The sequence below is a fragment of the Tabrizicola sp. YIM 78059 genome (genome assembly GCF_004959785.1).
Lineage (GTDB): Bacteria > Pseudomonadota > Alphaproteobacteria > Rhodobacterales > Rhodobacteraceae > Tabrizicola > Tabrizicola caldifontis.
The window spans coordinates 62246-75638 of sequence record NZ_SJZH01000010.1 but is presented as its reverse complement, the minus strand read 5'-3'; the positions used below and the strand labels follow the sequence as shown (position 1 = coordinate 75638).

Here is a 13393-nt window from a genome sequence, read left to right as displayed (position 1 = left end):
CGGTGCCGCCCCAGCAGATCAGTAGTCGCGCTCGACGAAGATGCCGATCCCGGTTTCGCCAGTGTCGCTGACCCTGCCCTTTACCGTCACACCGGGCCGGAGGTCCAGGTTAAGGCTGATCGTGCTCTTGCCTGCCTGTTCGATCTCGATCTCGCTGTAGGCATTCTTGCTGATGTACTTTCCGGCAGTCAGGGCGGTCTGGCCCTCTTCCGACGTGGCCACGTCCAGATCGTCAAGGCCGAAACCCTGTCGCAGCCGGTTGACCAGGCCCTCGCCCCCGCGTCCGGCGAGAACCGCGATCGCATTGGCCAGCTGCGCGGCCTGCAGCACCGACAGGTTGTCAAGCGCACGTCCGAACAGAAGTCGCGCGAGTGCCTCTTCCTGCGGCAGTTCGGGGACCGAGGTGAAGCGGACCGAAGGATCGTCTGCCTGGCCTTCGATGGTGACGGTGCTGACGACCCCGTCGGTCTCGGCCTGGGCGGACACCAGCAGGGTCGGAACGAAACTGCCTGACAGTTGCAGATCCGCCTGGGACAGGACGAGGCGCTTGCCCAGAATGTCCAGCCGGCCTCGGATCAGATTGAATGCCCCCGACGGCAGGATCTGCGCCGAGCTTCCCATCAGGCGGATCTGCCCGCCAAGCTCGGCGTCGATTCCGCGCCCGCGCACGAACACCCGCGCCGGGGCCGACAGCATGACATCCAGCCCGAAGGGGCGGGCACCACCATCCCGGCCGGCACCGCCCTTGCCGTCACCCAGCAGCCCGGCCCGCAATCGGGTAGCCAGCACTTCGGCGGGTTCGTTGACATGGCGAACATCCAGCAGCGCGGCTGTGCTGGCATAACCGGTGGACGGCACGCGCAGCTCTGCCTCGCTAACGGCCAGGGCACCTGTAATGAGCGCGCCGCCGGTCAGAGGCCCGCTTACGGACAGCGACCCGCGCAGGAAGGCCTCGTAGAGGTTGGGGTCTATCAGGCGGATGTTCTCAAGTCCGATCTGGAAGCGCGCAGGAAACGGGGCCGACAGGCCGACGGGACCATCCAGCCGAAGGGTTCCGCCCGTCGATAGCCGAGACGTGGCCGAAACCTGCGCCTCACCGCCCTGCAACTGGGCCATGGCCTCCAGCCGTTCCAGCGCCACGCCGAGGTCTGGATCCGACAGGCGCCCGTTCGCCAGGGTGACCCGGCCCGACAGCGACGCCAGCCGGAATGGGCCGTTCATGCGCAGGTCGAAACGGGTCGCGCCTTCCAGCGCCCTGGGCGAAATGAAAAGGTTCGCCAGCCCCGCCTGACTGGTCCCAGTGATCGCAAGATCGCCGGAGACAAGGCTTTGCGCCAACCGCCCGCTGACCCGGGCATCGACCCCGCCGGGACCACGCGCCCCCAGGTTCAGCGAATAGCCGGTCGCATCCTGTGTTGCCTCGCCTGAAACGGCGAGCGGTCCGGCAAGGTCGGGGATCAGCAGGCCAAGATTCGCCAGCCGCGCGGTGATCGTCAGCCGCCGGACCGCATCCTCGAGCCGTCCGGATATCAAGGCGTCGATCTGCGGATTTGCAAGGCTGGCACGGTCGATCTGGATCAGCCCGTCCTGCAGCGTCAGCTCGGCCGCAAGGCGGCTTTCCCCGGCGAGGATCCGGTCGGCCTCGGGTGTGCCCGTGCGCAAGGACCGTCCCAGGCCTGACAGCGCGATCGCGCCGCGTTCCGGCGTGCCGTCGAACCGGGCACCAAGGCTGGCGCTGCCGCCCAGACCGGGGCCAAGAGGCGCAAGGTCGGACAACAGGATCTCGCCGGTCAAGCTGGACCTTCCGGTGGTGATCCTGCCGCTGGCCGTGGCGCGAAGGGGCCCGGCAGTCATGTCCAGCGCACGCAGCGTGGTGCCACTGGTGTCGCGCAGGGCCGAAAGGCCAAGCCTCGACGGTCCGGCAAGCAGCCGGTCGATGGCTGCGATGTCAAGGCGAAGGTCGGTGGCCTCGACCTCGGCCTGCACATCGAAGGCCCCTGAAAGCGGGCTGGCCGAACCTTCCAGCCTGATCGTCCCGCTGCCCGCCAGGGGGCGCCCAGCCAGGCCGGAAAAGCGGCCCAGATCATCGGCAGTCAGGATAACCCGGCCCGAGGTACGCAGCGCGGACTGAAGCCCTTCCAGCCGAAGATTGCCCGTGACCGCAAAACCCGCCCCGCCAAGCGAGATGTCGGAAAGGGTCAGCGCCCCGCTGCCCTGCAGGGCATGGAAGCGCAAACTGCCGTCCAATGCCGGCCCCAGTGCATCGGCAACCGCCCGATCGGCGGGGGCCAGGCCCGACGCCGCCAGCCGCAGCGTGCCGCCGAAGGTATTGCCCGCTGGCGTTCGGCCGATCCGGCCAGAGCCTTCCAGCGAGATCCGTTCCGCCGAAAGATCATCCCGGTCCAGCCCGCGCAGCGCGACGGATGCCCGCCAGCCCGCATCATTGCCAAGCCGCGCAACCAGGGTCAGGTCGGCGCCGGCAACGCGCGTCGGCGTCTGGCCGAAGGGCACCAGAACCGGGGTTCCGTCAGGCGCGGCAAGCGTACCCTGCAGATCCAGCGTCTCGGGCAGACCATCCGCTGCCAGCGTTCCGCTTCCGGTCAGCCGCAAGGACCGCGTGGTCAGCGCAAAGGCATCCACTTCCAGACGGCCCGAGGGCCTGCGCAGGGCATCAAGGGCAAGCGCAACCTCGTTGCCGAAGAAGTCCACGTAATCAGGGGCCAGCAGCGGCACGAGGTTTCCCGCGACATCGGCCAGAAGACGATAGCCGCTGTCCCCGCCCTTCAGGGTCACGGCGCCCGCCAGCCGGTCCTGCCCGTCGGTGGCAAGGCGGATATCTGCGCTGAAATCCTCCAGCGGGCCTGTTCCTTGCATGCGGAACTCGGCCGCCGGGGCGCCCGGAATGTCCAGCAGGCTGACGACCATGCCGCCGGGTCCCTCGGCCGCGCTCAGGTCGATCTGCAATGTTCCTGTGGCATTGGAATAGCCGGCGTCCAGGATGATCTCGCCCGAAGGTCCATCGCCGGTGCGGATCAGGTTCAGCCTTGCGGTCCCTTCGCCGCCTGCCAGGGTCAGCGCCGCATCAAGGCTGCCCTCGACCGGCTGGCCAAGGACCGAGGGCGCGATCTCGATGCGATCGGCGGCAAGACGGTCGATGCGGATCGACACCGGAAGTTCGGGCAGGCTGAACGCGGTTGCCTCGGGCGAGATGGTGCTTTCGGGTGTGTCCGGCAGGCGGTCGAGGATGATTTCTCTTGCCGACAGTTCGCTGACATTGACCTGTCCCGACAGAAGGGCCGAGCGGCTCCAGTCCAGGGTCACGCCCCGAATGGTCAGCCAGATTCCGGTATCGTCGGCGATGGTCAGTTGCTCGATCGTCGCCTGGGCGGACAAGGCCCCCTCGAAACCGGTGATGGTGACTTCGCGTCCCGCGTCGGACAGGTTGTCTTCCAGAAACGCGGTCAGAAAGCCGCGGTCGTCCTCCTGCGCCAGGGCGGGCGGGGCAAGCAGGGCCAGCGACAGGATCACGGCGGCGCGCATCAGAAAGCCTGCCCCAGACCGATGTAGAACTGCACCCCGTCGCCCGTCGTGCCGCTGATCGGGGCAGCGACATCCAGCCGGATAGGGCCGATGGGCGTATCGTAACGCAAACCCAGGCCGGCCCCGGCATGGCTTGCGGCCTGGCCATCCAGAATGCCATCCAGCCCGACAGTCCCCGCGTCGATGAAGCCCACCAGTCCGATCCGTTCGGTCACCTTGCCGCGCAGTTCCAGTGACCCGGCCGCGAAGAACTTGCCGCCGATCTGAAAATCGAACACGCCACGGGTCACGGGAATGCCCAGCGAACGATAGGGCTGCCCCCGAACCGTTCCACCGCCGCCGGAAAAGAACAGCAGGTCGCGCGGCGTGTCCAGAAGTGTCGGCCCATAGATCGCTCCGCCTTGCAGCCGGGCTGCAACGACAAGGCGGCCGGTCTGGCCCAGCAGGCGATAGATGCGCCCATCCGCCGTGACGCGGACGCCCGAGCCGGTGGTCGCAAAGCCCAGAAAGGGCTGCAGGGTGGCATCAAGATAGGTGCCGCTTGTTGCGTCGGTGGCAACATCCCGCCGGTCCCATGTCACGCCCAGGGGCAGTGAAAGGTTGCGGAAGTTGAAGCTGCCAGCGGGATCCTGTCCGTTCTGGTAGGAATAGGTCAGCCCGGCGCGCGCGGTCAGCTGTTCCGAAAAGACATGCGAGAAGACCAGGCCGAAATTGACCGTGTCGGCGGAATAGTCGATCTCGTCCAGATGCTCGTAACGCAGCAGCAGCCCGGCCGTTGTGTCGGGTGTCAGCGTTGCGGGGCGGTCGATGGTCACGCCGATCGCATAGTCGATCCCGCTTGCGCCAGAACCGACGTTCGTGATCGACCCGTCAAGCCGCAACCTCTCGCCGCCGCCAAGCAGGTTTCGGTGCAGCCACATGCCGGTCAGGGACAGACCGTCCAGACTGGCAATCTCGGCCCCCAGCGAGTAGCGGCGCGGTTTCTGTTCGACAAGCTGTGCCGTGATTCCAAGAAGATCGGGGGCGGTGATGACATCGTCCTCGACCAGGGCGACCGAACTGAAGATGCCGGTCCGGCGAAGGCGCGTCTCGGCCCGGCGCAGTTCGCTTTCGCTGAAGGTTTCGCCCTCGGGCAGGCCGGCGATCTTGCGGATTCGGGCCTCGCGCATCCGCTGTTCACCCGTGATCGCCAGAGGCCCGAAGCGCAACCGCGGGCCGGGGTCGAGCCTGACATCGACATCAAGAACCGCCCTCGCGTGGTCGGCGACCACACGCTGGTCTGCGACTGCGGCCTTTGCATGGCCCGCCTCGCGCCAGGCGCGAAGGGAAAGATCGACCGCATCCGCCACCACGCCGCTTTCGGCTGGCCGGCCGGTGCCGAACCCGGCGGGAAGCTCGCCCCCTGCAATGCGCGGCACAATCCGTGTCGCACCGAACAGGAAGGTAGGGCCGGGATCAACCAGGATGGTGATGTTGGAAACGCTGCGCGGCCCTTCCAGCGGACGAATCTCTGCCGCTTCGCGCCCGTCCACGGAAATGCGGATGACTGCGGAATAGTGCCCCCGCGCATAAAGCGAGGCAAGAATGCGCCCGTAGTCGGACCTTGCGGCTGCCAGCAGATCCTGCGGGTCGGTCTGGCCCTGCGCTTGCAGGGCACGAACCTGCGACGCGGCATTCACCGCAGCCGCGATCTCCTCGTCGCCGCCACGAATCTGAACATCGACCCGATCCAGCGCCTGCACGGCGCCACAGGACAGCCAGGCTGCCGCAAGGGCAAGGAAAAACCGGCGAACACGCTGTCCGGGACGGGCAGACATTTCCGTCGGGCCTCCATTCCTGATCGCAACAACTATTGCAGCTTGCGCCGCAGGGGGCAATCCGCCGGCTGGGCCGGGTGGTGGCTTCCTGCGCCTGTCACCGGGGTGTCATGCGGCCACGCCATCAAGGGGCAACCGAAAGGGAGACCCACGATGGACGACGGCAGCTACGATCTTGACACCGCCTACCGGATCGACGGCCCCGAGGACGCCCGGCGCATGTATGGCGACTGGGCGGCCACCTATGACGAAAGCTTCGGCGCGGCCTGGGGCTACATCGCCCCGCGCGAGATCGCGGCGATCCTGAAGGACGAGATCGCGCAAGGGGCCGAGATCCTGGACATCGGCGCGGGCACCGGCCTGGTGGCAGAGCACCTGCGCGGACTGACGGTGGACGCGCTGGACATCACGCCCGAGATGCTGGAGGTCGCACGACCGAAGGGCCTTTACCGGAAGCTGATGCTGGGCGACCTGACCAAGGCCCTGGACATCCCCGACGCGAGCTACGACGCGGTGGTCAGTTGCGGCACCTTCACCCACGGCCATGTCGGCCCGGAATGTTTTGCGGAACTCTTGCGCATCACCCGCCCCGGCGCGGTCTTTGCCTGCGGCACCATCGGCCCGGTGCTGGACGGGGCCGGCTTCGGCTCGGAACTTGCCCGCATGGTGGCGCATGGCCGGATCACCCCGGTCGCCTGGCGCGACATCCCGATCTACGAGGGCGCCGAGCATCCGCACAAGGACGATCGGGGCCTCGTGATGGTGTTCCGCCGGCTCTGAGGCCGGGGCAGGACATGACCCGATCCGGGTCATGTCTTGAGGAATGACATGATTCCCTTGGCTACCTTCGGCTTCGCCAGGCCCGGGTCGGGCCATGGAGTGCGGACTGCGGAGTGGAAGCTGGAGGAGGATCAGGAATGAGGGTTCTGAAAGGTGGTGTCGCCGCGCTGGCCGTTGCGGCGCTGGTGGCGATGCCGGTTCCCGTTGCGGCCAAGGCCGACAAGGAAGACATTGCCCGCGCGCTTGCGGCCTTGGCGATCCTGGGCGTTGCGGTCGCCAAGGCCAGGAACGACCCGGACGGCTGGGACGAGGACCGTATGGCGATCCGTTCAGCCCGGCCCAAGGCGTGATCTGCCTGCCGAAGCCGAAACAGTGCTTCAAGGACGGGCATTTCTCCTACCGCTGGACCCGGCGGATCTTCGGTATCTGACCCTCTGCACGGAAAGGAAAACCATGAAGTCTCGTCATATCCTTGTTCTGGCGGCAAGCCTGCTGGCCGCGCTGCCCCTGTCGGCGGAAGAGGCCCAGACCCCGGTCGATCCCGCAACCATCGATCCGGTCGCCCGGATGGAGAAGGCGGTGAACACCAAGGCGCTCGAACGCATCATGACCGACGAATCGGGCCTGTTGTCGCCCGGCGACGGCCTGCGTCTTCTGATCGTCGCGCAGCAGCGGGCCCTTGCCGAGAACTGCGAAGGCTATGCCGTCGATGAAACGAAATTCGCGGCGGTGATGTGCGATATCCTGTCCGGCCTTCAGGGGATGACCGAGGAAGGCCAGAACAATCTGGCGGTGGACATGGTGATGGGGGCCTATGCGATGAGCCTCGGGGGGCTTACAGCAGTCGCCGCCTATGACACTGCACGCTTCTGTTCCCGCGGCGCCGAGATCCGGGACGAACTGGCCGAGGATACCGAAGGGCGCATTTCGGTTCTGATGCCCGCCCAGTAATCCGGCTGGACCGCAAAGGCGCCCCGCCGCAGCGGGGCGTCGGCCGGATCAGGGCGTAGTCCGCGGCCTCGACAGCGCTCCGAGGCGGTCCATCATCCTGACCACCCCGAGGAACTGGCGCGCGACCGACAGGGTCGTGCCGTGCTCGCTGAACCTGGCGAGGGTTCCGCCAGGGGTCGAGATCTGCCCGCGCCCCCTTTCGACCACCAGTTGCCGCTGCAACAGTCGGTCAACGTGGCGGCGCACCGTTTCGACCGGCAGATCAAGGGCTTCGGCAATCCGGCGGCGCGAGATGTGGCCGCGATACTCGGGCGGAAGCTGCTGGCGGGTCAGCAGCGCCTCGCTTGCGGGGGGGCGCGCATGAATCGCTGGACCGTGGCGGCGACGATGACCAGGAACACCATGCATTCCTCGGGCCTGAGCTTTACCTTTCTCTGAAGATCCAGCTGGATGGCAATGATGGCGTTGACCACGGCGAAGCCGATCGGTCGTTCCGCCGCCTCGAACTGGGGGATGTTGAGTGCATAGGACGGCTCGCAAACCCTGTTGACGGGCACCATGGGCAGCCTCTTCGTGATCGGCATGACAAAAGATAATACGGCTCGATCAGGCGAAAAGGTTCCGCGATAGGGGAGAGCGGCCTTGCATCCCCAAGGTCAAGGGCGTATATGAGCTTCAACAGCGGTTTCGGGGTCCAAACCCGAAGCTACCGGAAGATGTGAGCGGGCCGCCTGGTCCGCTTTTTCGTTTTGGAACCCTTATGTCCGATCTTGTCGCGAAAACCTCCATCGACCGCCGTCTGGCCGACATCGTCCAGCCGGTGATCGAAGGCATGGGCTACGAGCTTGTCCGCCTGCGGCTGATGGGCGGCAAGACGCGCGTGTTGCAGATCATGGCCGACCGGCCCGAGGGCGGGATCGGCGTTGACGAATGCGGCGAGATTTCCACCGCCGTTTCCGCCGTGCTGGATGTGGAAGACCCGCTTGAGGATACCTATATCCTCGAGGTCTCCTCCCCCGGCATCGACCGACCGCTGACCCGGCTGAAGGATTTCGAGATCTGGAAGGGTTGGGAAGCCCGGGTCGAGACGACCGAACTGATCGACGGCCGCCGCCGCTTCAAGGGCCATCTGGCAGGGGTGGAAGGCGACGAGGTGCTGATCACCATCGAGGACGGCGGCAAGGAGGTCACCATCGGGCTGAAGTTCGACTGGCTTTCGGATGCCAAGCTGATCCTGACCGACGAACTGATCGCCGAGATGCTGCGCCAGAAGAAGGTGGCCGAACCTACCGAGGGCCAGTTCGACATGATCGAGGAAATTGACGGGGACGAGGACGACGGGTCCGCCCCCGAGACGAAACACTAGGGAGAGACCCCATGGCAATCACCTCTGCCAACCAGCTGGAGCTTCTGCAGACTGCCGAAGCCGTGGCGCGCGAGAAGATGATCGACCCGGATCTGGTGATCCAGGCGATGGAGGACAGCCTCGCCCGGGCCGCCAAGTCGCGCTACGGCGCGGAAATGGACATCCGCGTCAAGATCGACCGCAAGACCGGCCGCGCGACCTTTACCCGCGTCCGCACCGTGGTCGAGGATGATGCGGTGGAAAACCACCATGCCCAGCTGACGGTGAAGCAGGCGAAGTCCTACCTGGCTGACCCCAAGGTCGGCGACGAGATCGTGGACGAGGTTCCGCCCGTCGATCTGGGCCGTATCGCCGCGCAGTCGGCCAAGCAGGTCATCCTGCAGAAGGTGCGCGAGGCCGAACGCGACCGCCAGTACGAGGAATTCAAGGACCGCAAGGGCACCATCATCAACGGCGCCGTCAAGCGCGAGGAATACGGCAACATCATCGTCGATATCGGCCGCGGCGAAGGCATCCTGCGCCGGAACGAGAAGATCGGCCGCGAATCCTACCGCATCGGCGACCGCATCCGCTGCTATATCAAGGACGTGCGCCGCGAACCACGGGGGCCGCAGGTCTTCCTTTCGCGCACCGACCCGCAGTTCATGGCCGAGCTTTTCAAGATGGAGGTGCCGGAAATCTACGACGGCATCATCGAGATCAAGGCCGTGGCCCGCGATCCGGGCAGCCGCGCCAAGATCGCCGTCATCAGCTATGACAACTCGATCGACCCGGTCGGCGCCTGCGTCGGCATGCGCGGCAGTCGCGTGCAGGCCGTGGTGAACGAGCTTCAGGGCGAAAAGATCGACATCATCCCGTGGAACCAGGATCCGGCCACGTTCCTTGTAAACGCGCTGCAACCGGCCGAGGTGTCGAAGGTCGTGATCGACGAAGAGGCCGGCAAGATCGAGGTCGTGGTGCCGGACGAACAGCTTTCGCTGGCCATCGGCCGTCGCGGTCAGAACGTCCGTCTGGCCAGCCAGCTTACCGGCCTTGACATCGACATCCTGACCGAGGCCGAGGAATCGCAGCGCCGTCAGGCCGAATTCGCCGAGCGCACCAAGCTGTTCATGGACACGCTGGACGTAGACGAGATGATGGCGCAGCTGCTGGTGGCCGAGGGCTTCACCAACCTCGAGGAAGTCGCCTATGTCGATATCGACGAACTGCTGTCGATCGACGGCTTCGACGAGGAGACGGCAGCCGAGCTTCAGGCCCGCGCCCGCGACTACCTGGAAGCGGCCAATGCCAAGGCGATGGAAAACGCCCGCAAGCTGGGGCTGGAGGACAGCCTTGCCAACTTCGAAGGGCTGACCCCGCAGATGCTGGAAGCTTTGGCCCAGGATGGAATCAGGACGCTGGAAGATTTCGCCACCTGTGCCGACTGGGAACTGGCCGGCGGCTGGACGACCGAGAATGGCGTCCGCAAGAAGGACGAAGGCATCCTGGAAAAGTTCGACGTGTCGCTGGAAGAGGCGCAGAACCTGATCATGACCGCACGGGTCATGCTGGGCTGGGTTGATCCGGCAGAGCTGGAAGAGCCCGCCGACGAGGCCGATGCCGACGAGGAGGCCGAGGCCTGATTTCAGGCCTCGGGGACACGCGTTGACGCGCGGCGGCCGGGAAAAGGACAGGGACGAACCGGAACGCAGGTGCATCGCGTCCGGGGAAAGCCAGCAGAAGGCGGGGCTGATCCGCTTTTGTGTCGGACCCGACGGGGTGCTCGTGCCGGATGTGCTTGGCCGGTTGCCGGGCCGCGGGCTTTATGTCTCGGCCGATCGCGCGCTTATCGAGAAGGCTGCGGGCAAGGGTCTTTTTGCCCGCGCGGCCCGGCAACCGGTGAAGGTGCCCGACGGGCTCGCCGATCTTGTCGAACGGCTTGTGGCGCAGCGGGTGGTGGAACTGCTGTCGATGGCCCGCAAGGCAGGTGCGGCGGTGACTGGTTATGAGAAGGTCAAGGACTGGCTGGTAAAGGGGCAGGCGGCGACGCTGATCCAGGCCAGCGACGGGTCGGAACGCGGCAAGACGAAGCTTCACGCGCCTGATGGCGCAGGCGGCTTCATCGGCTGTCTGACGGCTGGGGAAATCGGTTTGGCATTCGGGCGCGAACGTGCGATACACGCGGCGCTTGCGGCTGGTGGACTCAGGACCCGTGTTGTAGAGGAAGCGGCAAGGCTGACCGGCCTGCGGGTGCAGGCGGGTGGGCAATTGGGCGGCGGGACCGCCATGAAGGATACGAAGAACGCATGAGCGATACAGACGGCAAGAAACCTCTTGGCCTTGGGGGCGCCCCCCGTTCCGGACAGGTGAAGCAAAGCTTCAGTCACGGCCGGACCAAGAGCGTCGTGGTCGAAACCAAGCGCAAGCGCGTGGTGGTGCCGACGGCAACCAAGCCTGGCGCGCCCGGGGCTGGTACGCCTGTGTCCGCGGCTGGCGGGGGAGACCCGTCGAAGCGTCCTGCGGGGATCTCCGATGCCGAGATGGAACGGCGCCTCGCCGCCCTTCGCGCCGCCAAGGCGCGCGAGGCCGAAGAGGCCGCGCGCCGCGCCGAAGAGGAACGCGCACGCGAGGAAGACCGCGCCCGCCGCCGCGAAGAGATCGAGGCCAAAGAGCGTGAAGAGCGCGAGCGCGCGGAAGCCCTGCGCCTGAAGGCCGAGGAAGAGGAACGCGCTGCGAAGGCAGAAGCTGCCGCGAAGGCCGCTGCAGCCGAAGCACGCCGGGCAGAGGTTCTGGGCACGCGTGCCCGGTCGGCCACGCCCCAGCCTGCGGCAAAGCCCGCAGACCGTGCGTCCCCGCCCCCGTCCCCGGCCGCGACCGAGGAAGCCCGCGGCCCTGCCGCCGGCAAGCCGGGCGTTAGCCCGCGCAAGACCGACCGCGAAAAGGACGAACGCGCAGGCGAGCGCGACCGCAGCGCCAAGCGCGGCGACGAAGGCCGCCGGTCGGGCAAGCTGACCCTGTCGGACGCCATCTCGGACGAGGGCGGCCGCCAGCGCAGTCTGGCCGCGATCAAGCGCAAGCAGGAAAAGGCCCGCCAGAAGGCGATGGGTCTGGGCCACAAGGCCGAGAAGCAGAGCCGCGAAGTGCAGCTGCCGGAAACCATCGTGGTCAGCGAACTGGCCAACCGTATGGCCGAACGTGCCGCCGACGTGGTCAAGGCGCTGATGAAGATGGGCATGATGGTCACCATGAACCAGACCATCGACGCCGACACTGCCGAACTGGTGATCGAGGAATTCGGCCACAAGGCCGTCCGCGTGTCGGACGCCGACGTGGAGCAGGTGATCGACACGGTCAAGGACAGACCGGAAGACCTGCGTCCGCGCCCGCCGATCGTGACGATCATGGGCCATGTGGACCACGGCAAGACCAGCCTTCTGGACGCCCTGCGCAAAACCAATGTCGCGTCGGGCGAGGCCGGCGGGATCACCCAGCATATCGGCGCTTACCAGGTGAAGACAGCGAATGGTCAGGTCATCACCTTCCTCGACACGCCGGGCCACGCGGCCTTCACCTCGATGCGCTCGCGCGGGGCGCAGGTTACGGACATCGTGGTGCTGGTGGTGGCGGCCGATGACGCGGTGATGCCGCAGACAGTCGAGGCGATCAACCACGCCAAGGCGGCGAAGGTGCCGATGATCGTGGCGATCAACAAGATCGACAAGCCCGACGCCAACCCGCAAAAAGTGCGCACCGACCTGTTGCAGCACGAAGTGGTGGTCGAGGCCATGTCAGGCGACGTGCAGGACGTGGAAGTCTCGGCCAAGACCGGCCAGGGGCTTGACGACCTGCTGGAAGCGATCGCGCTGCAGGCCGAGCTGCTGGAACTGAAGGCCAACCCGAACCGGGCGGCCGCGGGCGCGGTGATCGAGGCCAAGCTCGATGTGGGCCGGGGCCCGGTCGCAACGGTGCTGGTGCAGAACGGCACGCTGCGCAAGGGCGACATCTTCGTCGTCGGCGAACAGTGGGGCAAGGTTCGCGCGCTCATCAACGACAAGGGCGAGACCGTGTCCGAAGCCGGGCCCTCTGTTCCGGTCGAGGTGCTGGGGCTTTCCGGCACACCGTCGGCCGGCGACACGCTGAACGTGGTCGAAACCGAAGCCCAGGCGCGCGAGATCGCCGACTACCGGATCAAGGCGGCCAAGGACAAACGCGCTGCGGCAGGTGCTGCGACCACGCTGGAACAGCTGATGGCCAAGGCGAAGGCAGATGCTTCGGTCGCCGAACTGCCGGTGGTGGTGAAGGCCGACGTCCAGGGTAGCGCCGAAGCGATCGTCCAGGCACTGGAAAAGATCGGCAACGAGGAAGTGCGCGTGCGGGTGCTGCATTCGGGCGTTGGTGCGATCACCGACACCGATGTGGGCCTGGCCGAGGCGTCCAAGGCCCCGATCATCGGCTTCAACGTGCGCGCCAATGCCAGCGCCCGCCAGTCGGCGCACCAGAAAGGGGTCGAGATCCGCTATTACTCGGTCATCTACGACCTGGTGGACGACATCAAGAAGGCGGCCTCGGGCCTGCTGAAGGCCGAAGTGCGCGAAAACTTCATCGGTTACGCGACGATCAAGGAGGTCTTCCGCATCACCGGCGTCGGCAACGTGGCGGGCTGCCTGGTCACCGAGGGGGTGGCTCGTCGGTCGGCGGGCGTTCGTCTGCTGCGCGACAACGTGGTGATTCACGAAGGCACGCTGAAGACGCTCAAGCGCTTCAAGGACGAGGTTAAGGAAGTCGTCTCCGGCCAGGAATGCGGCATGGCCTTCGAACGCTACGAGGACATCCGTCCGGGTGACGTGATCGAGATCTTCGAACGCGAGGAAGTGCAGCGCACGCTGGCCTGAACCGATAGGGTGCCCGGCCATCTGGCCTGGCGCCCTTTTTAATGGGAGGACCGATGACCCGGCGCCAC

At 66.3% G+C, this 13393-nt stretch carries 11 protein-coding genes; 7 read left to right on the top strand and 4 right to left on the bottom strand.

The features are described 5' to 3' along the window. Nucleotides 1-18 precede the first annotated feature (18 nt). Both EZM81_RS13310 and EZM81_RS13305 read right to left on the bottom strand, forming a co-directional pair. On the bottom strand, nucleotides 19-3540 hold the full coding sequence (locus EZM81_RS13310; RefSeq protein WP_136646055.1) for a translocation/assembly module TamB domain-containing protein: 3522 nt from the start codon (nucleotides 3538-3540) through the stop codon (nucleotides 19-21). Beyond that, a complete protein-coding gene (locus EZM81_RS13305) occupies nucleotides 3540-5357 on the bottom strand; it encodes an autotransporter assembly complex family protein (RefSeq protein WP_136646054.1) in 1818 nt (605 codons plus the stop codon). The genes EZM81_RS13310 and EZM81_RS13305 overlap by 1 nt, the downstream gene beginning before the upstream one ends. A gap of 153 nt (nucleotides 5358-5510) precedes the next feature. Between EZM81_RS13305 and EZM81_RS13300 the strand changes: the two genes are divergently transcribed. The 3 genes from EZM81_RS13300 (at nucleotide 5511) to EZM81_RS13290 (ending at nucleotide 7088) form a co-directional block, all read left to right on the top strand. Further along, nucleotides 5511-6137, top strand: a complete 627-nt coding sequence (locus tag EZM81_RS13300) for a class I SAM-dependent methyltransferase (protein WP_136646053.1) — start codon at nucleotides 5511-5513, stop codon at nucleotides 6135-6137. 137 nt (nucleotides 6138-6274) lie between these two features. Then, entirely contained in the window at nucleotides 6275-6487 is a 213-nt protein-coding gene (locus tag EZM81_RS13295) for a hypothetical protein (protein ID WP_136646052.1), read from the top strand. A gap of 103 nt (nucleotides 6488-6590) precedes the next feature. Further along, nucleotides 6591-7088: a hypothetical protein gene (locus tag EZM81_RS13290; protein ID WP_136646051.1), complete on the top strand. Its 498-nt coding sequence runs from the start codon at nucleotides 6591-6593 to the stop codon at nucleotides 7086-7088. Between the two features lie 48 nt (nucleotides 7089-7136). On the opposite strand, the gene EZM81_RS13285 is transcribed toward EZM81_RS13290, so the two are convergent. Further along, the gene (locus EZM81_RS13285; protein ID WP_136646050.1) at nucleotides 7137-7334 is read right to left on the bottom strand and encodes a hypothetical protein; all 198 of its coding nucleotides are present in this window, start codon (nucleotides 7332-7334) and stop codon (nucleotides 7137-7139) included. A gap of 83 nt (nucleotides 7335-7417) precedes the next feature. Further along, entirely contained in the window at nucleotides 7418-7672 is a 255-nt protein-coding gene (locus EZM81_RS13280; protein ID WP_169052376.1) for a hypothetical protein, read from the bottom strand. A gap of 176 nt (nucleotides 7673-7848) precedes the next feature. On the opposite strand from EZM81_RS13280, the gene rimP reads away from it, so the two are divergent. From rimP to infB, 4 genes are read left to right on the top strand one after another with little or no spacing between them, the layout of a single operon-like run. Next, a complete protein-coding gene (rimP, locus tag EZM81_RS13275) occupies nucleotides 7849-8454 on the top strand; it encodes a ribosome maturation factor RimP (RefSeq protein WP_136646048.1) in 606 nt (201 codons plus the stop codon). An 11-nt stretch (nucleotides 8455-8465) separates the two neighbouring features. Beyond that, entirely contained in the window at nucleotides 8466-10076 is a 1611-nt protein-coding gene (nusA, locus tag EZM81_RS13270) for a transcription termination factor NusA (RefSeq protein WP_135450550.1), read from the top strand. Between the two features lie 22 nt (nucleotides 10077-10098). Further along, the gene (locus tag EZM81_RS13265; protein ID WP_169052375.1) at nucleotides 10099-10743 is read left to right on the top strand and encodes an RNA-binding protein; all 645 of its coding nucleotides are present in this window, start codon (nucleotides 10099-10101) and stop codon (nucleotides 10741-10743) included. Continuing rightward, entirely contained in the window at nucleotides 10740-13325 is a 2586-nt protein-coding gene (gene infB, locus EZM81_RS13260) for a translation initiation factor IF-2 (RefSeq protein WP_136646046.1), read from the top strand. The genes EZM81_RS13265 and infB overlap by 4 nt, the downstream gene beginning before the upstream one ends. Nucleotides 13326-13393: the final 68 nt, after the last annotated feature.

What these genes read in the sequence shown, in the direction of transcription:
- EZM81_RS13310 (WP_136646055.1), bottom strand. Translation starts at nt 3,540, where the DNA reads ATGCGCGCCGCCGTGATCCTGTCGCTGGCCCTGCTTGCCCCGCCCGCC.
- EZM81_RS13305 (WP_136646054.1), bottom strand. Translation starts at nt 5,357, where the DNA reads ATGTCTGCCCGTCCCGGACAGCGTGTTCGCCGGTTTTTCCTTGCCCTT.
- EZM81_RS13300 (WP_136646053.1), top strand. Translation starts at nt 5,511, where the DNA reads ATGGACGACGGCAGCTACGATCTTGACACCGCCTACCGGATCGACGGC.
- EZM81_RS13295 (WP_136646052.1), top strand. Translation starts at nt 6,275, where the DNA reads ATGAGGGTTCTGAAAGGTGGTGTCGCCGCGCTGGCCGTTGCGGCGCTG.
- EZM81_RS13290 (WP_136646051.1), top strand. Translation starts at nt 6,591, where the DNA reads ATGAAGTCTCGTCATATCCTTGTTCTGGCGGCAAGCCTGCTGGCCGCG.
- EZM81_RS13280 (WP_169052376.1), bottom strand. Translation starts at nt 7,672, where the DNA reads ATGCCGATCACGAAGAGGCTGCCCATGGTGCCCGTCAACAGGGTTTGC.
- rimP (WP_136646048.1), top strand. Translation starts at nt 7,849, where the DNA reads ATGTCCGATCTTGTCGCGAAAACCTCCATCGACCGCCGTCTGGCCGAC.
- nusA (WP_135450550.1), top strand. Translation starts at nt 8,466, where the DNA reads ATGGCAATCACCTCTGCCAACCAGCTGGAGCTTCTGCAGACTGCCGAA.
- infB (WP_136646046.1), top strand. Translation starts at nt 10,740, where the DNA reads ATGAGCGATACAGACGGCAAGAAACCTCTTGGCCTTGGGGGCGCCCCC.